We start from the raw sequence: 15,458 nt of genomic DNA on the forward strand, positions 1-15,458 counted from the left end.
GGCTTTCATATCGGCCGAATTAGGTAAATCTTTTGCAATCTTCTGTTTCTTTAACAATATCTGGCCTTTGGATAGAGCGAGGGGAGAGAGATCTATGCAAAGACTTTTCTTTTTCTGCTCAATCTGGAGAGGTTGTGCGTATTTTAGGGGAGAACGGTGCTGGTAAGAGTTCTTTGTTGAAAGTCATTGTAGGTGTCATCTCTCCTCTTGAAGGGAAAATCGTTTATTCGGGCGAAGATGTCACCTTAGATAGAAATCCGTTACAGCGAGATGCTATTTATATTGGCCATTCGGTAGGTGTCAAAAACCTGCTTACGGTAGCTGAGAATATTCGCTGTTATTGTCCTGATGTGTCTCCAGAGACATTAGACACTGTGCTGAAGCAATTGGATCTGCTGGATCATATTGATGCATTAGTGAGGACATTATCCGCAGGACAGTTGCGCCGAGTGGCTTTGGCGCGTTTATGGTTAACTGAGAAAACACTCTGGTTACTAGATGAACCCTTTGCTTCATTAGATGTCGGAGCTATTGCTCTATTAGAAGAGCGTATTCAGTTACATGTGTCGTCCGGTGGTTTGGTCGTGTTAACCACCCATCAGGATTTACGTTCTTTATCTTGTCGTGATGTGGCTTTGTTGTCATGACGTATACTTCTTTTTTAGTTTCGGAATTTTTGCTGATATGGCGTCGTAAGCAAGATGTTATTAACGCTCTGTTGTTTTTTATTATCGCCGTTACTTTGTTTCCTATTGGAGTCAGTTCTTCGCCTGAGTTTTTAGCTTCTGCTGCGGGCGGCATTATTTGGTGTGCGGCAGTATTGGCTATATTGATGGCCGTAGAGGGGATGTTCAAAGAAGATTTTCGTGATGGCTCTTTGGAGCAATGGGTCGTCAGTGGTCTTTCTCTTCCCGCGCTTATATTGCTTAAAGTGGTTGCACAATGGTTGGCTTTTCTATTGCCTTTGTTGGGCATAATGCCGTTGTTGAGTGAGATGTTGTTTTTACCTGAGTCAAGTTTTTGGGTGTTGATTATGACGTTCCTACTGGGAACACCAAGCTTATTTTTAATCGGTGTGATTGGTGCCGCATTGACTGTTTCTTTAAGGCAAGGTGCCATGTTGGTCATGTTACTTATTTTACCGTTTTATTTGCCAGTAATTATTTTTTCGACATTAGCGATACAAGCAGCCGAAGCCAATTTACCGTATTCTGGTCAGTTAGCGCTGTTGTCGGCCATGTCTCTGTTGTCTTTAGTTATATCGCCTTTTATGACGGCGATTGCGATCAAAGCGAGTGCAAGCTGATGAACTGGACGTGGTTTCATAAATTGGGTTCACCCAAATGGTTTTTCCATCGCTCTAAAGCGTGGGCTTTGCCTTTATTTGTTGTGGGCTGTGTTGGTCTTATTGTTGGTCTTATATGGGGCCTAGTATTTGCTCCGGCGGATTATCAACAGGGTAACAGCTTTAGAATCATCTATATGCATGTACCAGTGGCGATGCTCGCGCAATCGTGTTATTTCGCATTAGGTGTTGCCGGCTTTGTGTTTCTTGTTTGGCGGATGAAAATGGCGCCTATCTTTATTAAGGCAATGGCACCGATTGGCGCGGTAATGGCCTTGATAGCGTTGGTTTCTGGCGCTATTTGGGGGAAACCGACGTGGGGGACTTGGTGGGTCTGGGATGCAAGGCTGACCTCTGTATTGGTGTTGTTTTTTCTCTATATGGGAATTATTGTGCTGCAAAAGGCCTTAGACGACCAAGTTTTAGCCAATAAAGCGGTAGCTGTGATTAGTGTTGTGGGATTGATTAATTTGCCCATTATTAAGTACTCTGTCGTGTTGTTAGAAACTCTTCACCAAGGGCCGACGTTTACGCTCACTAAAAAACCTGAGATGCCTTCTGAGATGTGGCTACCATTGCTTGTTTGCGCGATTTGCATGTATTTTTTGATGGCTGGCTTGGTTCTTTGGCGAATGCAGTCTGAAATATTAAAGCGTGAGTATAGATCGAGTTGGGTGAGAGAAGAGGTGATGAAGCGTGGCCTTTAATAATTTGAATGATTTTTTGGCGATGGGCGCTCACGGACTCTATGTTTGGTCTGTTTATGGCTTTAGTTCTTTGGTATTAACGTGGTTGATTTGGGATACCTTATCCACACGTCGAAAAACACGCGATCGGTTACGTAAACGCTTTATGAGGAATCAAACCCTATAATGCATCCAGTTAGAAAAAAGCGTCTGTTAGTCATAACCGCTATTGTATTGATATTGGGCGCTGCGGTGACGCTAGTCATGTATGCTCTTCAGCAAAATATCAATTTGTTTTATTCACCGTCCCAAATAGCCATGGGAGAAGCTCCACGTAATGTCAATATACGAGCGGGTGGTCTGGTGGTGGATGGCAGTGTAAAGCGTAATCCTGAAACCTTGGCAGTTGTGTTTGAAGCGACTGATTATCAGCACACAGTCACCATCGAATACCGTGGTATTTTGCCAGACCTATTTAGAGAAGGTCAGGGAATTGTTGCCCAAGGTCAATTAAATGATGGCGGTGTTTTTATAGCTACTGAAGTTTTGGCGAAACATGATGAAAAATATATGCCTCCGGAAGTGTCTGAGGCTGTGAAGAATGCCCAAAGCTCGATGGGTGAGAGTAAAGCAAGCTCGCAATCTACTTATTAATTTAGGCTGTTTATGTTCCCTGAAATTGGTCAATTTTCTCTGATATTGTCGTTGTTTTTTGCTCTATCGCTCGCTTCTGTCCCCCTGATTGGTTATTGGAGAGGAAATCGTCTTTTGCTGGAAGCAGCACGCCCACTGACTTTTATTATGTCTGCGTTGGTGTTGGTAAGCTTTATTACACTAAGTTGGTCATTTTTAAGTGACGATTTCTCTGTGCTGTATGTGGCCCAAAACTCCAATAGCCAGTTGCCTGTTTGGTATAAATTTAGTGCTTTGTGGGGGGGGCATGAAGGGTCACTGTTGCTCTGGGTGTTGATATTGTCTGGTTGGTGTTCTGTCGTAGCGTTCAAGATAAAAACCTTGCCAGAGGATGTCGGCCTTGTGGTGTTATCTGTGCTAGGCATGGTTAGTCTAGGTTTTTTATCCTTTTTGCTTTTTACGTCTTCGCCTTTTGCGCGCTTACTGCCTGATACTCCTGTGGATGGTGGAGACCTGAATCCTTTGTTGCAAGATTTTGGGCTGATTGTCCACCCTCCTGTTTTGTATATGGGGTACGTGGGGTTCTCTGTGGCATTCGGCTTTGCCGTGGCAGCGCTAATTACTGGGAATTTAAATGCGTCTTGGGCGCGTTGGGCAAGGCCCTGGACCGCAGCGTCGTGGGCGTTTTTGACCTTAGGAATTACGCTGGGTAGCTGGTGGGCTTATTACGAATTAGGTTGGGGTGGCTGGTGGTTTTGGGATCCAGTAGAAAATGCTTCGTTTATGCCTTGGTTAGCGGGAACTGCGTTGTTGCATTCCCTTGCTGTTACAGAAAAGCGTGGTGTATTCAAAAGCTGGACTATCCTACTGGCGATTTTTACTTTTAGTCTTTCGTTGCTTGGTGCGTTTTTGGTTCGCTCTGGTGTACTAACCTCGGTGCACTCTTTTGCGGCCGATCCGACTCGCGGTATTTTTATTCTCGTTTTACTATTGGTGCTCGTGGGTGGCAGTTTATTGCTGTATGCCATCCGTGCAGTCGAGGTGCGTTCGAGCGTTTCCTTTGGGGCTTCGGGACGAGAAGCTTGGTTATTGTTGAATAATATTCTACTGACGGTTCTGACGTTGACCGTTTTGTTGGGCACCTTGTATCCATTGATATTTGACGCCTTAAACTTAGGAAAAATATCAGTGGGAGCGCCGTATTTTAATAGTGTGTTCACGCCAATTGCGCTGCTGCTGGTGGTATTTATGGCGGTAGGGCCTTTGTCTAAATGGCACCATACGAAATTTAGTGTGTTTGCTAAGGTTTGTTCTACCTCAGCGTTTATCGCTATCTTATCGGCAGGCTTGGTTGTTTATTATTACGGGTTTGGTTTTATCGCTTGGCTTAGTTTGGCTGTGGCATTTTGGGTAGTGTTCTTATCTTGTGCAGATTGGTTTGGTAAAGTCTCTGCGGGAACAAAAGGTATTATTCCTCGTGCTCGTCAATTACCAAGAAATTACTATGGCATGTTATTGGCGCATCTTGGTATGGTCGTTTCCTTGGTGGGGATTGTATTGGTTAGCGTAAACAGTCATGAGTCAATGCTGCGATTGTCTCCTGGGGATAACGCGACGGTGGCAGGTTATGATTTTATGTTTGATAGCATGGAGCAAGTCGATGGGCCTAATTATGTATCAAATAAAGGGCAATTTACGGCATATAAATCAGGGGAAGCCGTTGCAGTTCTTTATCCTGAAAAGCGTTTCTTTACAACTCGTCAGCAAGTAATGACTGAAGCTGCGTTGGATGCTGGTTTTACTCGTGACTTATACGTTTCTCTAGGTGAAAGGCTTGATGGTTCTGCATGGGGTGTCCGAATTTACGTAAAGTCCTTTGTTCGTTGGATTTGGCTTGGTGGTTTGTTGATGATGGCGGGCGGTTTATTGGCCGCACTGGATAAACGTTATCGAAAACGGGCAGGGGGCTAGCGATGCGTAAATTTTTGCTTTTTATTCCATTCGTGTTTTTTTTGGTATTAGGTGCTGTTTTATATCTTCAGCTTGGCAAAGATACACAATATATGCCCTCCGCATTAATTGGAAAAACATTACCAGAGTTCACATTGGTGTCTTTGCAAGACGATCAAGTTTATAGCAAAGACGATTTGCCTGTGGGTCCTTATCTTATTAATTTTTGGGGCACTTGGTGTCCTGCGTGTCATGTTGAACATCCATTTTTGATGGAGTTAGCCAGTTCTGGTGTTCCTATCATTGGGGTCGATTACAAAGATCAGCAACCACCCGCGAAGCAATGGTTAGAGCAAAAAGGCAATCCTTACCAAGTGGTATTAATGGATGAAATAGGTAACTTTGGCGTGGATATGGGCGTGACAGGTGCCCCTGAAACCTTTGTTATTGATAGCTCTGGAGTGGTGGTTTATCGACATCAAGGCGTGGTTGATGCTGTGAACTGGCCTAACATTAAAGAGTACATGAAATGATGTTAGTGAAAGGTGTTTTCCTAAATGTGGTGATGTTGATTTCCTTGTCGGCTTTTGCCCAAGAGCAAATGCTGTTTAGTTCAGAGTTGAATAAAACCCGTTACCAAAGCCTAGTCGAAGAACTACGTTGCCCTAAATGTCAGAACCAAAATTTGGCGGACTCAAACTCTGGCATTGCTGTTGATCTGAGGGAGTTGATCCATCAATTAATTGAGCAGGGGAAAACGGATCAAGAAATTGTTGATTATATGGTTGCGCGTTATGGCACTTTTGTTTTGTACCGACCACAGCACTCTTCGGCCACTTTTCTGCTTTGGTACGGGCCGTTTATCCTGCTTGGGATAGGTATTTTGGCCTTTGTGGCAGTGTTGATGTCGAACCGTCAACGACGAGGACGAGCTTTATGATGATTGCGTATATGGTCATGGCCTGTCTGATAGCCTTGAGTTTAGTGTACCTATTTGGTTCGCTGAATCATCGTTCTGATAATTGTCGTGGCGATAGAGAGGGCCAAGATAGTCAGTCATTTGCTTCGGTGCGTCGAGATGAAATCGCTCAAGAGCAAGAAGCTGGTCGCTTAACTGCTAGTGAGGCAGCACAGCTTTTGCTTGATATCGATCATGAGGCACGTGTTGTCGGAAGCAAAAAACAACCCTCTTTTTCAACGGACACCTCTTTTGCTCGTTGGTCTATGTTGGGGGTAATGATTGTTGCTGTTTTAGGAAGTGTTAGTCTTTATGAGCAGATAGGCTATTCAAAAGAGGTGATTTTTACACAAGATTTGCAAACGCAAAAGTTAACGCCTGAGAAAATAACCGATTTTTTAATCTATCGTAGCGAACGTTATGACAGAGTGGAAGATTGGTATTATCTTGCAAACGACTATCTTAGTGCAGAACAATACCAAAATGCTGTTGTAGCTTTTGAAACGGCATTAGAAAAACTGCCGAAAAACGCTGAAAACCGTGTGAACTTGTTGGTTGAGTACGCACAGGCTGTTTTTTATGCGAATGGTGGTCAAAGCTCGGACAAAATGCTAAAAGTTGTGGATGCTGTGCTTCAGGTCGCACCGACTCAGCCCACTGCACTGGATTTAAAAGGTGTGGCTGAATTTGCACAGCAAAACTATTTGGGCGCGGTATTGGCTTGGCAAGAAGCGATTCGCTACAGTGGGCATTCTCAAGAGCGTTTAGCGTTGCTATCGGCAATAGGCAAGGCGCGTGACCTAGGTAGAATTGATTATCAGCAGGTTGCGCCTATTATTACTGATCAGCTAGTAGTAAAGATCAATTGGGATGCAAGGGAGATTCGCTGGCATCAGGACGATGTCTTACTGGTGTACGCAGTATTGAGAGGGCAGACTATGCCCATTGCTATAAAAAGAATATATCCAGAAGATTTAGATCAGCCAGTTTTGTTAACTAATCTTGATGCCTTGATGCCAACGACTACGTTGGCAGAAGCCGATGAGGTGGATTTAGTCATTAAGTTAGCGAACATAAATGACGACGATCTGACAAAAGGCCAAATTATTGGTACGAAACAGGGTTTATTGGTAAATCGTAACGAGATTTTCGTAATCAACGTAGCCTTATAATTGAATCCTAAGCCGCTTCGTTTGATAATACGGTCAACATTAATTGATGCAATTCGGAATATGCAATGGAATTTAGCTTACGTGAGTGGCTGATCTTAATAGGGGTCGTCATTATTGTCGTTATTCTTATAGATGGATTTCGTCGATATAAAAAAGGCAATGAACTTTCTCAAACTGAAAGTGATTTTACTGATTTTGATGAATCAGACGATGACGAGATACTGAGCAAAAGATCGCCTGTTGGTTACAGTAAGGTGTCTGCGAATGAACGAGACACAGGCTTACAAGATCCGATTAGCAACGCGTTTGAAAATGCTAGGAAGACTGCAAAGCAGCCGCTAACCGATGTTCCCCATAAAGTGGACTCTGGCCCAGAAATGCATCGTGGTGAAGATATGTATCTTGATGAGCTTGCCTCATTAGTACCTGAGCGTGACTTTGGCGACTCGGCTGTATCAGAACAAAATTATTCTGATGATGGCTTCTATGAGCAAGATTACGAGCAGGATGAACTTGATTTAGACTTCTCCAGAGATGAGTCCTATGAAGCTGATGATTCTGAAATACATGAAGACTACGAGCGCAATTATTCTGAAGTCGATATCGACCAGGTAACACCAAATAGTGTTCTTGAAGAAGACGATGAGCAAGAAGACAATGATGTTGCTGAAATCGAAGAGGTCATCGTTATCAATATTTTTGCGCCAGAAAATGAAAGCTTTTCGGGAATGGAATTACTTCAGCTGATTCTAAATTGCGGCATGCGCTATGGTGAAATGGATATTTTTCATCGCCATGAAGACGGCTTCGACCGTGGTCGAGTACAGTTCAGTATGGCGAATGCCATCGAGCCAGGTACGTTTGATCTAGATACAATGGGGGAAAATGACTGCCCGGGTGTAAGCTTCTTTATGGGATTGCCTGGTCCAAAAAACAGCATGAAAGCCTTTGATTTCATGCTAGAAACCGCTCAAACCTTAGTGCGTAACTTGGGTGGAGAGCTGCGCGATGAACGACGTAGTCCAATGAGTGAGCAAACCATTGCTCACTGTCGTCAGCGAATACGTGATTTTGAGCGCCGCCGGTTAATGCGCAACAAACAGTAATAAGACCAAGGCCCTAAGGGGCCTTGGTTGCTTTAGACCAGCTAGAAGAATTCAATTCGAGTTTATTTATAATATGACCCAAGAGACAAACATGACGCATCAGCAAATGCTGGACCTGATTCAGCAGCTTAACGACTACAGCTATGCCTACCATGTAAAAGATGCGCCAATCGTACCTGACGCAGAATATGACCGCATATATCGTCAGCTTCAAGAGGTAGAAACCGCACACCCAGACTGGATTCAAGCCGATTCACCAACTCAACGTGTTGGCGAAAAGCCAGACAGCGGTTTTAACAACGTGGCTCATACTGTGCCTATGTTGTCTTTAGACAATGCCTTTGATAATGACTCCTTGTCTGATTTTGATCAGCGTATTCGTAAATTACTTAATGCTGATCATGTAACCTATTGCTGTGAACCTAAACTGGATGGTTTGGCGATTAGTTTGCGTTATGAAGATGGACATTTAGTTCGAGGCGTGACCCGTGGTGATGGTTTGTCTGGGGAAGATATCACTTCGAATATAAAGACTATTTACTCTGTGCCAATGAAGTTACGCACTAATACGCCACCTGCAGTATTAGAAGTTCGTGGCGAAATCTACATGCCAAAAGACGGTTTTGAAAAGCTGAATGCAGTGGCGGTTGAGCAAGGTGAAAAAACTTTTGTTAATCCTCGGAATGCGGCGGCGGGCAGCTTACGTCAGCTTGATCCAAAAATAACGGCCAAACGCCCACTTGTTATGTGTGCTTATTCGATTGGCTATGCCGAAGGTTGGGATCAACCGACAAGTCATTATGAAGGTTTGCTGCAGTTAAGTGAGTGGGGCTTTCGTACCAATGACCTAATGGCAAAAGCTAAGGGCGCGCAAGGCTGCATTGAGTATTACGAAATGCTCAATGAAAAACGTGCAGATTTATCCTATGACATAGACGGTATTGTTTATAAAGTGGATCAAATTGCCTTGCAGAGTCAGCTGGGCTTTATTGCTCGAGCACCACGTTGGGCGATAGCCAGGAAATTCCCTGCGCAAGAAGAGATGACCAGAGTGTTGGGTGTTGATTTCCAAGTGGGTCGTACTGGCGCTATTACGCCTGTTGCTAGATTAGAGCCTGTGTTTGTCGGTGGTGTAACAGTCTCTAATGCCACTTTGCACAACAAAGATGAGATTGCTCGCTTGGGCGTAAAGGTGAATGATTTTGTAATTGTTCACCGCGCTGGGGATGTTATTCCTAAAGTGGTTCAGGTTGTCATTGATAAGCGTACTGATGATGTGACGGATGTTATTTTTCCAGAAGCTTGTCCAGTTTGTGGTTCGGATTTGGAACAGGTTGAAGGCGAAGCGGTTATTCGTTGTACTGGCGGTTTGGTTTGTGGAGCGCAGTTAAAAGAATCCTTAAAGCACTTCGTCTCTCGTAAAGCTATGGACATAGACGGTCTCGGTGACAAATTGATTGAGCAATTGGTCGATCAAGAGTTGGTGAAAACCCCTGTTGATATTTTTACCTTGAGTGAGAAAAAAGACACCTTATTGTCTATGGAACGAATGGGGCAAAAGTCAGTTGAGAAGCTTCTTGCTTCAATCGAGGCGGCAAAGAATACGCAATTTAATCGCTTTATCTATTCGCTAGGTATTCGTGAAGTGGGTGAGGCCACGGCGCGAGCATTAACCAGTTACTTTACTGAGCTGGATGATTTGATGGTGGCGGATCAAGAAAGTTTGGTGGAAGTCGAAGATGTAGGCCCTATTGTTGCTCAACATGTATGTTTGTTTTTTGAACAAGAATTAAACCGAGAAACGATTAAGGGTTTGTTAGCGGCTGGGGTTGTTTGGGAAAAAAAACAGCAAGTCTCTGCGGATGAATTACCACTGTCCGGTAAAACCTACGTTGTGACTGGTTCTTTGAGTCAGTTTAGCCGTGATCAGGTTAAAGACAAACTGCAAGCGTTGGGCGCAAAAGTAAGTGGTTCTGTCTCCGCGAAAACAGATTGCTTAGTGGCTGGTGAAAAAGCGGGCTCTAAACTTACCAAAGCACAGTCTCTTGATGTGCCTATTATTGATGAGGAGGGCGTTATTGCCTTGCTCACTCAACATGGAGCGATCTAATTGGATACTTTAATACCTTACGATTCGTTAGCGCCAGATACGTTAGAAACCATTTTGGACGATATCGTGTCCCGTGATGGCACGGATTATGGTGATTATGATCTATCGGTCGCGCAGAAGCGCGAGCAAGCGTTGCGGTCGTTGCGAAGCGGGGAAGCAGTGTTGTTGTTTGATACAGAGAGCGAAACCATCAAAATGATTCCGAAAGGTGACTTAAGTAACTACGATCTTTTTTAAGATCGTAGTTACGTTTTATTGAATTATTCTTCGACGCAATCACGAATACAGTGATTGATATTGTGATCCATGGCTCTGGATGGGTCTTCTCCCATGTTGCGACCCACTACTTTGGCTGGTACACCAGCGACAGTAGTGTGATGTTCAACGGGTTCTAACACCACGCTACCGGCACCGATTTTTGCACCTTCGCCGATTTCAATGTTGCCAAGAATTTTTGCGCCGGCACCAATCAATACGCCTGTACGAATCTTAGGGTGACGATCTCCGTGCTCTTTACCTGTGCCGCCTAGAGTAACGGATTGCAAAATTGATACGTTATCTTCAATGACACAGGTTTCGCCCACTACAAGCCCTGTGGCATGGTCTAACATAACACCACAGCCTATTGTGGCCGCAGGATGGATATCAACACTAAAGACCATCGACATTTGACCCTGAAGATACAAAGCTAAACTTCTACGATTGTTTTTCCATAGCCAGTTCGCTACTCGATGAGTTTGCAAGGCGTGGAAGCCTTTAAAGAATAGCAAAGGCGTTGTTAGTGTATCGCAAGCCGCGTCGCGTTCTTTTATTGCTAAAATATCTTGCTCGATGCACCGTACAATGCCAGAGTTAGTATCTGCCATAGCTTCTTCGAATACTTCTCGTAGAACCATAGCTGGGATGGATATGCTATCGAGTTTGCTAGCAAGTAAAAAGCTCAATGCCGAACACAATGATTCATGACGTAAAATAGTCGTATTAAAATAGCTGGCTAGAATCGGTTCATCTTGTGCAAGCTTTTTGGCTTCTGCTTGCAAAGACTGCCAGAGATTGTCAGAAGTCACGGCATGATGCATTGTTGTACTCAAGGGGTATTCACCTATATTGATTCATGTTTAGAATGTAGGTTATAGGGTTAGGGTTAAACAATACAAGGGGTAATAGTAATATTGCCTAAGAAAGATTGGAGATAGCATGTCTAAGAAAAATGTTGCTGATGCGTTGCATATTTTTTATGAATTAAATGAAGCGTTTTCTGATGCCTATTGGGAGACCAATGACATTAACCAAAAAGACCGTTTTTTTGCGATGAAGGGCATTTTACAAGATGAATTGGATGAGTTGCATAAATTGAGTCTACAAGACCATGTTTATCCTTATGAACCGATAAACCCTAGCTTGCTGCAACTGAGTGATAAGCTGAGAGCTTTGTTGCCTGAGCTTAATAATTACATAATTCGCCCGCAAACCTCCAACCGATTTGTTGCGCTTATTCCAAGCGCTTGTGCTCTTTTTGAATCATAAGGTTATTGTGGCTTGTGGTGCTATGCATTGAGGCGTGGTAAAACGCTTCAATGCATTTTAACTAGCTATTTTGGCTGCGCTTCATATCTCTGATTATAAAGCGACTCGGGTGAAGTTTATGACTTATTTTCTGCTCTAAAGGGGAAGGCACCCCAGTAATTAAGCTTGCGATATAGCTGCCGCTCAAAGGCGTTGAAATTAATCCTCTAGAACCGTGCCCAATGTTAATAAATAACTGCGTTAGTGGTTCTGCAATTTCATTACTTTGCCACTTAGCATTTCTACTGAGTGCTGAATATGCCTGCCGATACATTTCATCCGATTGAACGGGTCCAACAATCGGAGTGTAATCAGGAACAGCACACCGAAACGATACTCGGCCGCCACAATCTTCAGTATTAAACGTCTCTTTTGGTAGTAAAAGCAGGCTTTCCAATATTGCTAAGTTTCGTTTATGTCCTTCTTCTCTTACTTGGTCATCTTGATCTTTTAGATCGTAAGTAGAGCCAAAATGCAGCAAGCCATTTATCGAAGGTGAAACATAGCCAAATTCACAAAGAACCTTATCGAAATCTGTTTTATTGGTGGGTTCTCCCATGGCTTCGCAAGAAGCTTTGGCTTTGTCTATCTCAATATACGAGACTTGCCCGCGAATAGGGTACTCCGGCGTATTTGGTGTTACTTCTAAGGTTTTTGTGTCATTGGCGGTACACAATACCACATGAGAAAAATCAGATTGTAGGTCGCCAGATCGTGCTTGCCAGCCAGTGGTTGTATTTGCAGCCTTTATGGAAGAAAGACTTTCAAGTTTGGTGTTTAAGCAAACTTTAATATTGTCATGAGACAAAAGAGTTTTGCAAAGCTCTGTCAGAACGACCCAGCCGGATAGTGGTAAGAGCAAACTGCCTGCCCTGTCTTTTGAGGCTTGTAAAATAGTTTCAGGGTAAAGCTTTTTTTTGAGCAGTTGTTGAAAGCGTTCGGCTTCTTTATCGTGTTTTGGAATTTGTATTAAACCACAGTCATCCCAAAACTCTTTGCTGTCGTCCAAGCTGGCATATAGGCGAGTGGCGTGTAAATAAGCGGATAAATAGAAGCGGTTTACGGGCGTGTCTTGTGAAGCAAATTTAGGATAAAGCATGCCTTGAGGGTTGCCAGATGCGCCGCCTGCTATGCAATTACCTTGTTCCCATACTTCGACTTGTATGCCTTGATTCGCCAGAGCATAAGCTGTATTGGCGCCTGCTAATCCAGCACCAACGACCAACACCTTAGTCACCTCTTGCGCATTATCTTGGCGAAGGTTAAACCAAGATTGTCCTTGGGACATACGTTCAGTCAGTGGTGCTGTGGTGGTGTTTAGTATGCCAACCGTCATTTCTCTTTTTTGGCCAAAGCCTTTTACTTTGCGGACATCAAAGCCAACGCTTTGTAATCCTCTACGTACAATGCCTGCTGCGGTAAAAGTTGAGCAGGTGGTGCCTTTGTGGCTAAGTCGATGTATATGGTGGAATAGATTATCAGACCACATTTCTGGATTTTTACTTGGCGCAAAACCATCTAAAAACCACGCATCGACGTCAGCATCAAGTGCAGCGAAACCGTCTTCAGCTTCACCAAACCAAAGAGTAAGTTGAACTCTACCTTGTTCTAATTCAATGCGATGAAAACCATGGCACACTTCAGGGTAAGCGTCGATTAGCTGCTGACTAAAATGGCCTATAGATGGCCACATTTTTAGCGCGTCTGTCAGCATACTCTTGGTCATAGGGTATTTTTCGACCGAGATGAAATGTAACTGTTTGTTGTTGGCCGCTTCGGCTAAAAAGGCCTGCCAAGCACATAAAAAGTTTAGCCCTGTACCAAAGCCTGTTTCAGCAATGACGAAGGCGTTTTTTTGAAGTGATTCCCAGCGTTCGCTTAACTGATTGTTTTTTAAAAAAACGTGGCGAGTTTCTTCTAGTCCTGAGTCTTTGTCAAAATAGACATCGTCAAACTGGTTGGAGTGAGGCGCGCCGTCCTCCCCCCAACTTAATGCAGGAGATTCTAACTGGTAACTAGTTAACACGTGTGATGCTCTCGATAATAACTGGTGTCTTGGGAACATTTTGGTAGGGGCCAACTGTTGAGGTTGGTACGGCAGAGATGGCATCAACGATGTCTATTCCAGAAATAACCTTACCAAAAACTGTATAGCCAGCCGCACCGCGGGCACCGTCGTTCAAAAAGGTGTTATCAACTTGATTGATAAAGAACTGTGATGTGGCGCTGTTTGGATCTTGTGTGCGTGCCATGGCAAGCGTACCGCGATTATTTGCCAAACCATTGTCACCTTCATATGCAACAGCTTGATGGGTCGTTTTGCGCTCTAGGTCTTTCGTAAAGCCACCGCCCTGAACCATAAAACCACGAATCACACGATGGAAAATCGTACCATTATAGAAGCCTTCATCAGCGTAACGAAGAAAGTTAGCAACAGATTTTGGTGCGGCTTCATCATTTAGATCGACTCGAATCGAACCCTGATTTGTTACAATATCCACTTCAGTGGCGTTTACTTGGGAGCAAAGGGTGAATAAAGCGAGACCAGTGATAATATATTTACGCATAGTGCTACTTCCTAATTAAATGTATGGGCAATAGTATTGGGTATATCGTGACGTTCCAAGACGTCTATTGAAAATTTTGGAGAAAAAGTAAATGCGCACCGCAGCCGTGGAAATTGAATACTGTACCTTATGCCGTTGGATGTTGCGTGCGGCATGGTTGTCGCAAGAACTTCTGACAACTTTTGATGACGACATAAAGAGTGTTACCTTGATACCAACTCAGGGCGGAATTTTTAAAGTCAGAGTGAATGGGGAAGAAATTTGGTGTCGTAAAAAAGAAGACGGCTTTCCAGAAGCGAAAGTGCTAAAGCAGCGAATGCGAGATGTGATAGATCCTGAACGAGATCTTGGGCATTCGGATGTGAAGAAATAACCCCCTCCCAGCCTCCCCCTTAGCAGGGGGCGTGGCTAGAAGCTTCAAGGAAAGGGTTAGCGGGTGTTTCTTTTAGGCGTTCGGAAAAACTTGCTTGAACGGCTTAACAGTCACATTTTCATAAACGCCAGCGGCTACGTAAGGGTCTGCGTCTGCCCAAGATTTTGCTTCTTCAAGGCTGGCAAATTCAGCAATGACAACACTGCCACTAAAGCCTGCATCGCCTGGGTTTTCTGAGTCGATGGCTGGATTTGGTCCAGCTAATACCAAGCGCCCCTCATTTTGTAGGGCTTCTAATCGAGCTAAGTGAGCAGGGCGAGCCTGCATGCGAGCGCTAAGGCTGTTTGTTACATCTTCACCAATAATTGAGTACAGCATTGTTATTCCTTATTTTGTAAATGCGATGATAAATAAATGCCTTGTAGTATGATAAATACAATGGTCATTCCTAATAAACCGAATAATTTAAAATCCACCCAAATCTCTTCGCTGTATGAAAACGCGACATATAAATTAGTGACACCAGAGATAATGAAAAAGCCAACCCACGCAAGATTTAAAGTACGCCATACTTTAAATGGGAGTTCTAATTTATCGCCCATCATACGTTGAATGATGTTTTTACTACCGAAAAATTGACTGCCAAAAAACACAATCGCAAAAAGCCCATTTACTATAGTGGGCTTCCATTTTATAAAGTCACCGTTTCCCATAAGGACAGTGGCTCCGCCAAGTAAAACGACTAAGGCCAAAGATACTAGGTGCATTTTTTCTACTGTTCTGTTTTTGAACCAAGTGAAACCCACTTGAAGTATGGTAGCTGGGATCAAAATAGCTGTTGCTAAAATGATATTGCCTGTCATTTTATAAACAACGAAGAAGATAACAATAGGAAGGAAGTCGAACAGTATTTTCATATAAAAATCCAGTGAATGTATACTTAAATGTATGTATGCTGGACTTATGATAACCACCATTCCTTTTAAAGAACA

At 43.6% G+C, this 15,458-nt stretch carries 19 protein-coding genes; 14 read left to right on the top strand and 5 right to left on the bottom strand.

Going from position 1 to position 15,458, the window contains the following annotated elements; genetic code table 11:
• Nucleotides 1-32: 32 nt before the first annotated feature.
• The 12 genes from ccmA (at nucleotide 33) to JSY38_RS14415 (ending at nucleotide 10,197) form a co-directional block, all read left to right on the top strand.
• Entirely contained in the window at nucleotides 33-647 is a 615-nt protein-coding gene (gene ccmA, locus JSY38_RS14360; RefSeq protein WP_205113758.1) for a cytochrome c biogenesis heme-transporting ATPase CcmA, read from the top strand.
• Complete coding sequence (ccmB, locus tag JSY38_RS14365) at nucleotides 644-1,306, top strand: heme exporter protein CcmB (RefSeq protein ID WP_205113760.1); 663 nt, start codon at nucleotides 644-646, stop codon at nucleotides 1,304-1,306. Before ccmA ends, ccmB begins: the two co-directional genes overlap by 4 nt.
• Nucleotides 1,306-2,052 carry a heme ABC transporter permease gene (locus tag JSY38_RS14370; RefSeq protein WP_205113761.1) on the top strand — a complete coding sequence of 249 codons (747 nt, stop codon included), beginning with the start codon at nucleotides 1,306-1,308 and terminating at the stop codon, nucleotides 2,050-2,052. Before ccmB ends, JSY38_RS14370 begins: the two co-directional genes overlap by 1 nt.
• Nucleotides 2,053-2,074: 22 nt before the next feature.
• Nucleotides 2,075-2,218 carry a heme exporter protein CcmD gene (ccmD, locus tag JSY38_RS14375; protein ID WP_239544560.1) on the top strand — a complete coding sequence of 48 codons (144 nt, stop codon included), beginning with the start codon at nucleotides 2,075-2,077 and terminating at the stop codon, nucleotides 2,216-2,218.
• On the top strand, nucleotides 2,218-2,685 hold the full coding sequence (ccmE, locus tag JSY38_RS14380; protein WP_205113765.1) for a cytochrome c maturation protein CcmE: 468 nt from the start codon (nucleotides 2,218-2,220) through the stop codon (nucleotides 2,683-2,685). Before ccmD ends, ccmE begins: the two co-directional genes overlap by 1 nt.
• 12 nt (nucleotides 2,686-2,697) lie before the next feature.
• A complete protein-coding gene (locus tag JSY38_RS14385; protein WP_205113767.1) occupies nucleotides 2,698-4,635 on the top strand; it encodes a heme lyase CcmF/NrfE family subunit in 1,938 nt (645 codons plus the stop codon).
• A gap of 2 nt (nucleotides 4,636-4,637) precedes the next feature.
• Nucleotides 4,638-5,147: a DsbE family thiol:disulfide interchange protein gene (locus JSY38_RS14390; RefSeq protein WP_205113769.1), complete on the top strand. Its 510-nt coding sequence runs from the start codon at nucleotides 4,638-4,640 to the stop codon at nucleotides 5,145-5,147.
• Nucleotides 5,144-5,554, top strand: a complete 411-nt coding sequence (locus JSY38_RS14395; RefSeq protein WP_114410369.1) for a cytochrome c-type biogenesis protein — start codon at nucleotides 5,144-5,146, stop codon at nucleotides 5,552-5,554. The genes JSY38_RS14390 and JSY38_RS14395 overlap by 4 nt, the downstream gene beginning before the upstream one ends.
• A complete protein-coding gene (locus JSY38_RS14400; RefSeq protein WP_239543982.1) occupies nucleotides 5,551-6,744 on the top strand; it encodes a tetratricopeptide repeat protein in 1,194 nt (397 codons plus the stop codon). Before JSY38_RS14395 ends, JSY38_RS14400 begins: the two co-directional genes overlap by 4 nt.
• A 65-nt stretch (nucleotides 6,745-6,809) precedes the next feature.
• The gene (gene zipA, locus JSY38_RS14405) at nucleotides 6,810-7,850 is read left to right on the top strand and encodes a cell division protein ZipA (RefSeq protein WP_114410368.1); all 1,041 of its coding nucleotides are present in this window, start codon (nucleotides 6,810-6,812) and stop codon (nucleotides 7,848-7,850) included.
• 91 nt (nucleotides 7,851-7,941) lie between these two features.
• Nucleotides 7,942-9,960 carry an NAD-dependent DNA ligase LigA gene (gene ligA, locus JSY38_RS14410; RefSeq protein WP_205113770.1) on the top strand — a complete coding sequence of 673 codons (2,019 nt, stop codon included), beginning with the start codon at nucleotides 7,942-7,944 and terminating at the stop codon, nucleotides 9,958-9,960.
• Nucleotides 9,961-10,197 (top strand): YheU family protein, encoded by a 237-nt coding sequence (locus JSY38_RS14415; protein ID WP_205113772.1) that lies wholly within the window; start codon nucleotides 9,961-9,963, stop codon nucleotides 10,195-10,197. It abuts the gene before it with no gap.
• A gap of 23 nt (nucleotides 10,198-10,220) precedes the next feature.
• Here the strand turns inward: JSY38_RS14415 and cysE are convergent, their stop codons facing one another.
• Nucleotides 10,221-11,039, bottom strand: a complete 819-nt coding sequence (cysE, locus tag JSY38_RS14420) for a serine O-acetyltransferase (protein ID WP_114410365.1) — start codon at nucleotides 11,037-11,039, stop codon at nucleotides 10,221-10,223.
• A 118-nt stretch (nucleotides 11,040-11,157) separates the two neighbouring features.
• Between cysE and JSY38_RS14425 the strand changes: the two genes are divergently transcribed.
• Nucleotides 11,158-11,487 (top strand): hypothetical protein, encoded by a 330-nt coding sequence (locus tag JSY38_RS14425; protein ID WP_114410364.1) that lies wholly within the window; start codon nucleotides 11,158-11,160, stop codon nucleotides 11,485-11,487.
• 61 nt (nucleotides 11,488-11,548) lie between these two features.
• Here the strand turns inward: JSY38_RS14425 and mnmC are convergent, their stop codons facing one another.
• Together mnmC and JSY38_RS14435 are read right to left on the bottom strand one after the other, a co-directional pair.
• Nucleotides 11,549-13,552 (bottom strand): bifunctional tRNA (5-methylaminomethyl-2-thiouridine)(34)-methyltransferase MnmC2/FAD-dependent 5-carboxymethylaminomethyl-2-thiouridine(34) oxidoreductase MnmC1, encoded by a 2,004-nt coding sequence (gene mnmC, locus JSY38_RS14430; protein WP_205113774.1) that lies wholly within the window; start codon nucleotides 13,550-13,552, stop codon nucleotides 11,549-11,551.
• The gene (locus JSY38_RS14435) at nucleotides 13,542-14,093 is read right to left on the bottom strand and encodes a peptidylprolyl isomerase (RefSeq protein ID WP_205113776.1); all 552 of its coding nucleotides are present in this window, start codon (nucleotides 14,091-14,093) and stop codon (nucleotides 13,542-13,544) included. Before JSY38_RS14435 ends, mnmC begins: the two co-directional genes overlap by 11 nt.
• Before the next feature lie 91 nt (nucleotides 14,094-14,184).
• Here JSY38_RS14435 and JSY38_RS14440 point away from each other — a divergent pair, with 91 nt between their 5' ends.
• Nucleotides 14,185-14,466, top strand: coding sequence for an Rdx family protein (locus JSY38_RS14440; protein WP_205113778.1), 282 nt, complete (start codon nucleotides 14,185-14,187; stop codon nucleotides 14,464-14,466).
• A gap of 72 nt (nucleotides 14,467-14,538) precedes the next feature.
• On the opposite strand, the gene JSY38_RS14445 is transcribed toward JSY38_RS14440, so the two are convergent.
• Nucleotides 14,539-14,844: a YciI family protein gene (locus JSY38_RS14445; protein ID WP_205113780.1), complete on the bottom strand. Its 306-nt coding sequence runs from the start codon at nucleotides 14,842-14,844 to the stop codon at nucleotides 14,539-14,541.
• 2 nt (nucleotides 14,845-14,846) lie between these two features.
• Nucleotides 14,847-15,383: a septation protein A gene (locus JSY38_RS14450; RefSeq protein WP_205113782.1), complete on the bottom strand. Its 537-nt coding sequence runs from the start codon at nucleotides 15,381-15,383 to the stop codon at nucleotides 14,847-14,849.
• Nucleotides 15,384-15,458 lie beyond the last annotated feature (75 nt).

It is taken from the genome of Marinomonas foliarum, assembly GCF_016906065.1.
GTDB classification, from domain to species: Bacteria; Pseudomonadota; Gammaproteobacteria; order Pseudomonadales; family Marinomonadaceae; genus Marinomonas; species Marinomonas foliarum.

Coding starts and splice junctions, on each gene's coding strand:
- ccmB (WP_205113760.1), top strand. CDS start 644: ATGACGTATACTTCTTTTTTAGTTTCGGAATTTTTGCTGATATGGCGT.
- JSY38_RS14370 (WP_205113761.1), top strand. CDS start 1,306: ATGAACTGGACGTGGTTTCATAAATTGGGTTCACCCAAATGGTTTTTC.
- ccmD (WP_239544560.1), top strand. CDS start 2,075: ATGGGCGCTCACGGACTCTATGTTTGGTCTGTTTATGGCTTTAGTTCT.
- ccmE (WP_205113765.1), top strand. CDS start 2,218: ATGCATCCAGTTAGAAAAAAGCGTCTGTTAGTCATAACCGCTATTGTA.
- JSY38_RS14385 (WP_205113767.1), top strand. CDS start 2,698: ATGTTCCCTGAAATTGGTCAATTTTCTCTGATATTGTCGTTGTTTTTT.
- JSY38_RS14390 (WP_205113769.1), top strand. CDS start 4,638: ATGCGTAAATTTTTGCTTTTTATTCCATTCGTGTTTTTTTTGGTATTA.
- JSY38_RS14395 (WP_114410369.1), top strand. CDS start 5,144: ATGATGTTAGTGAAAGGTGTTTTCCTAAATGTGGTGATGTTGATTTCC.
- JSY38_RS14400 (WP_239543982.1), top strand. CDS start 5,551: ATGATGATTGCGTATATGGTCATGGCCTGTCTGATAGCCTTGAGTTTA.
- zipA (WP_114410368.1), top strand. CDS start 6,810: ATGGAATTTAGCTTACGTGAGTGGCTGATCTTAATAGGGGTCGTCATT.
- ligA (WP_205113770.1), top strand. CDS start 7,942: ATGACGCATCAGCAAATGCTGGACCTGATTCAGCAGCTTAACGACTAC.
- cysE (WP_114410365.1), bottom strand. CDS start 11,039: ATGCATCATGCCGTGACTTCTGACAATCTCTGGCAGTCTTTGCAAGCA.
- JSY38_RS14425 (WP_114410364.1), top strand. CDS start 11,158: ATGTCTAAGAAAAATGTTGCTGATGCGTTGCATATTTTTTATGAATTA.
- JSY38_RS14435 (WP_205113776.1), bottom strand. CDS start 14,093: ATGCGTAAATATATTATCACTGGTCTCGCTTTATTCACCCTTTGCTCC.
- JSY38_RS14440 (WP_205113778.1), top strand. CDS start 14,185: ATGCGCACCGCAGCCGTGGAAATTGAATACTGTACCTTATGCCGTTGG.
- JSY38_RS14445 (WP_205113780.1), bottom strand. CDS start 14,844: ATGCTGTACTCAATTATTGGTGAAGATGTAACAAACAGCCTTAGCGCT.
- JSY38_RS14450 (WP_205113782.1), bottom strand. CDS start 15,383: ATGAAAATACTGTTCGACTTCCTTCCTATTGTTATCTTCTTCGTTGTT.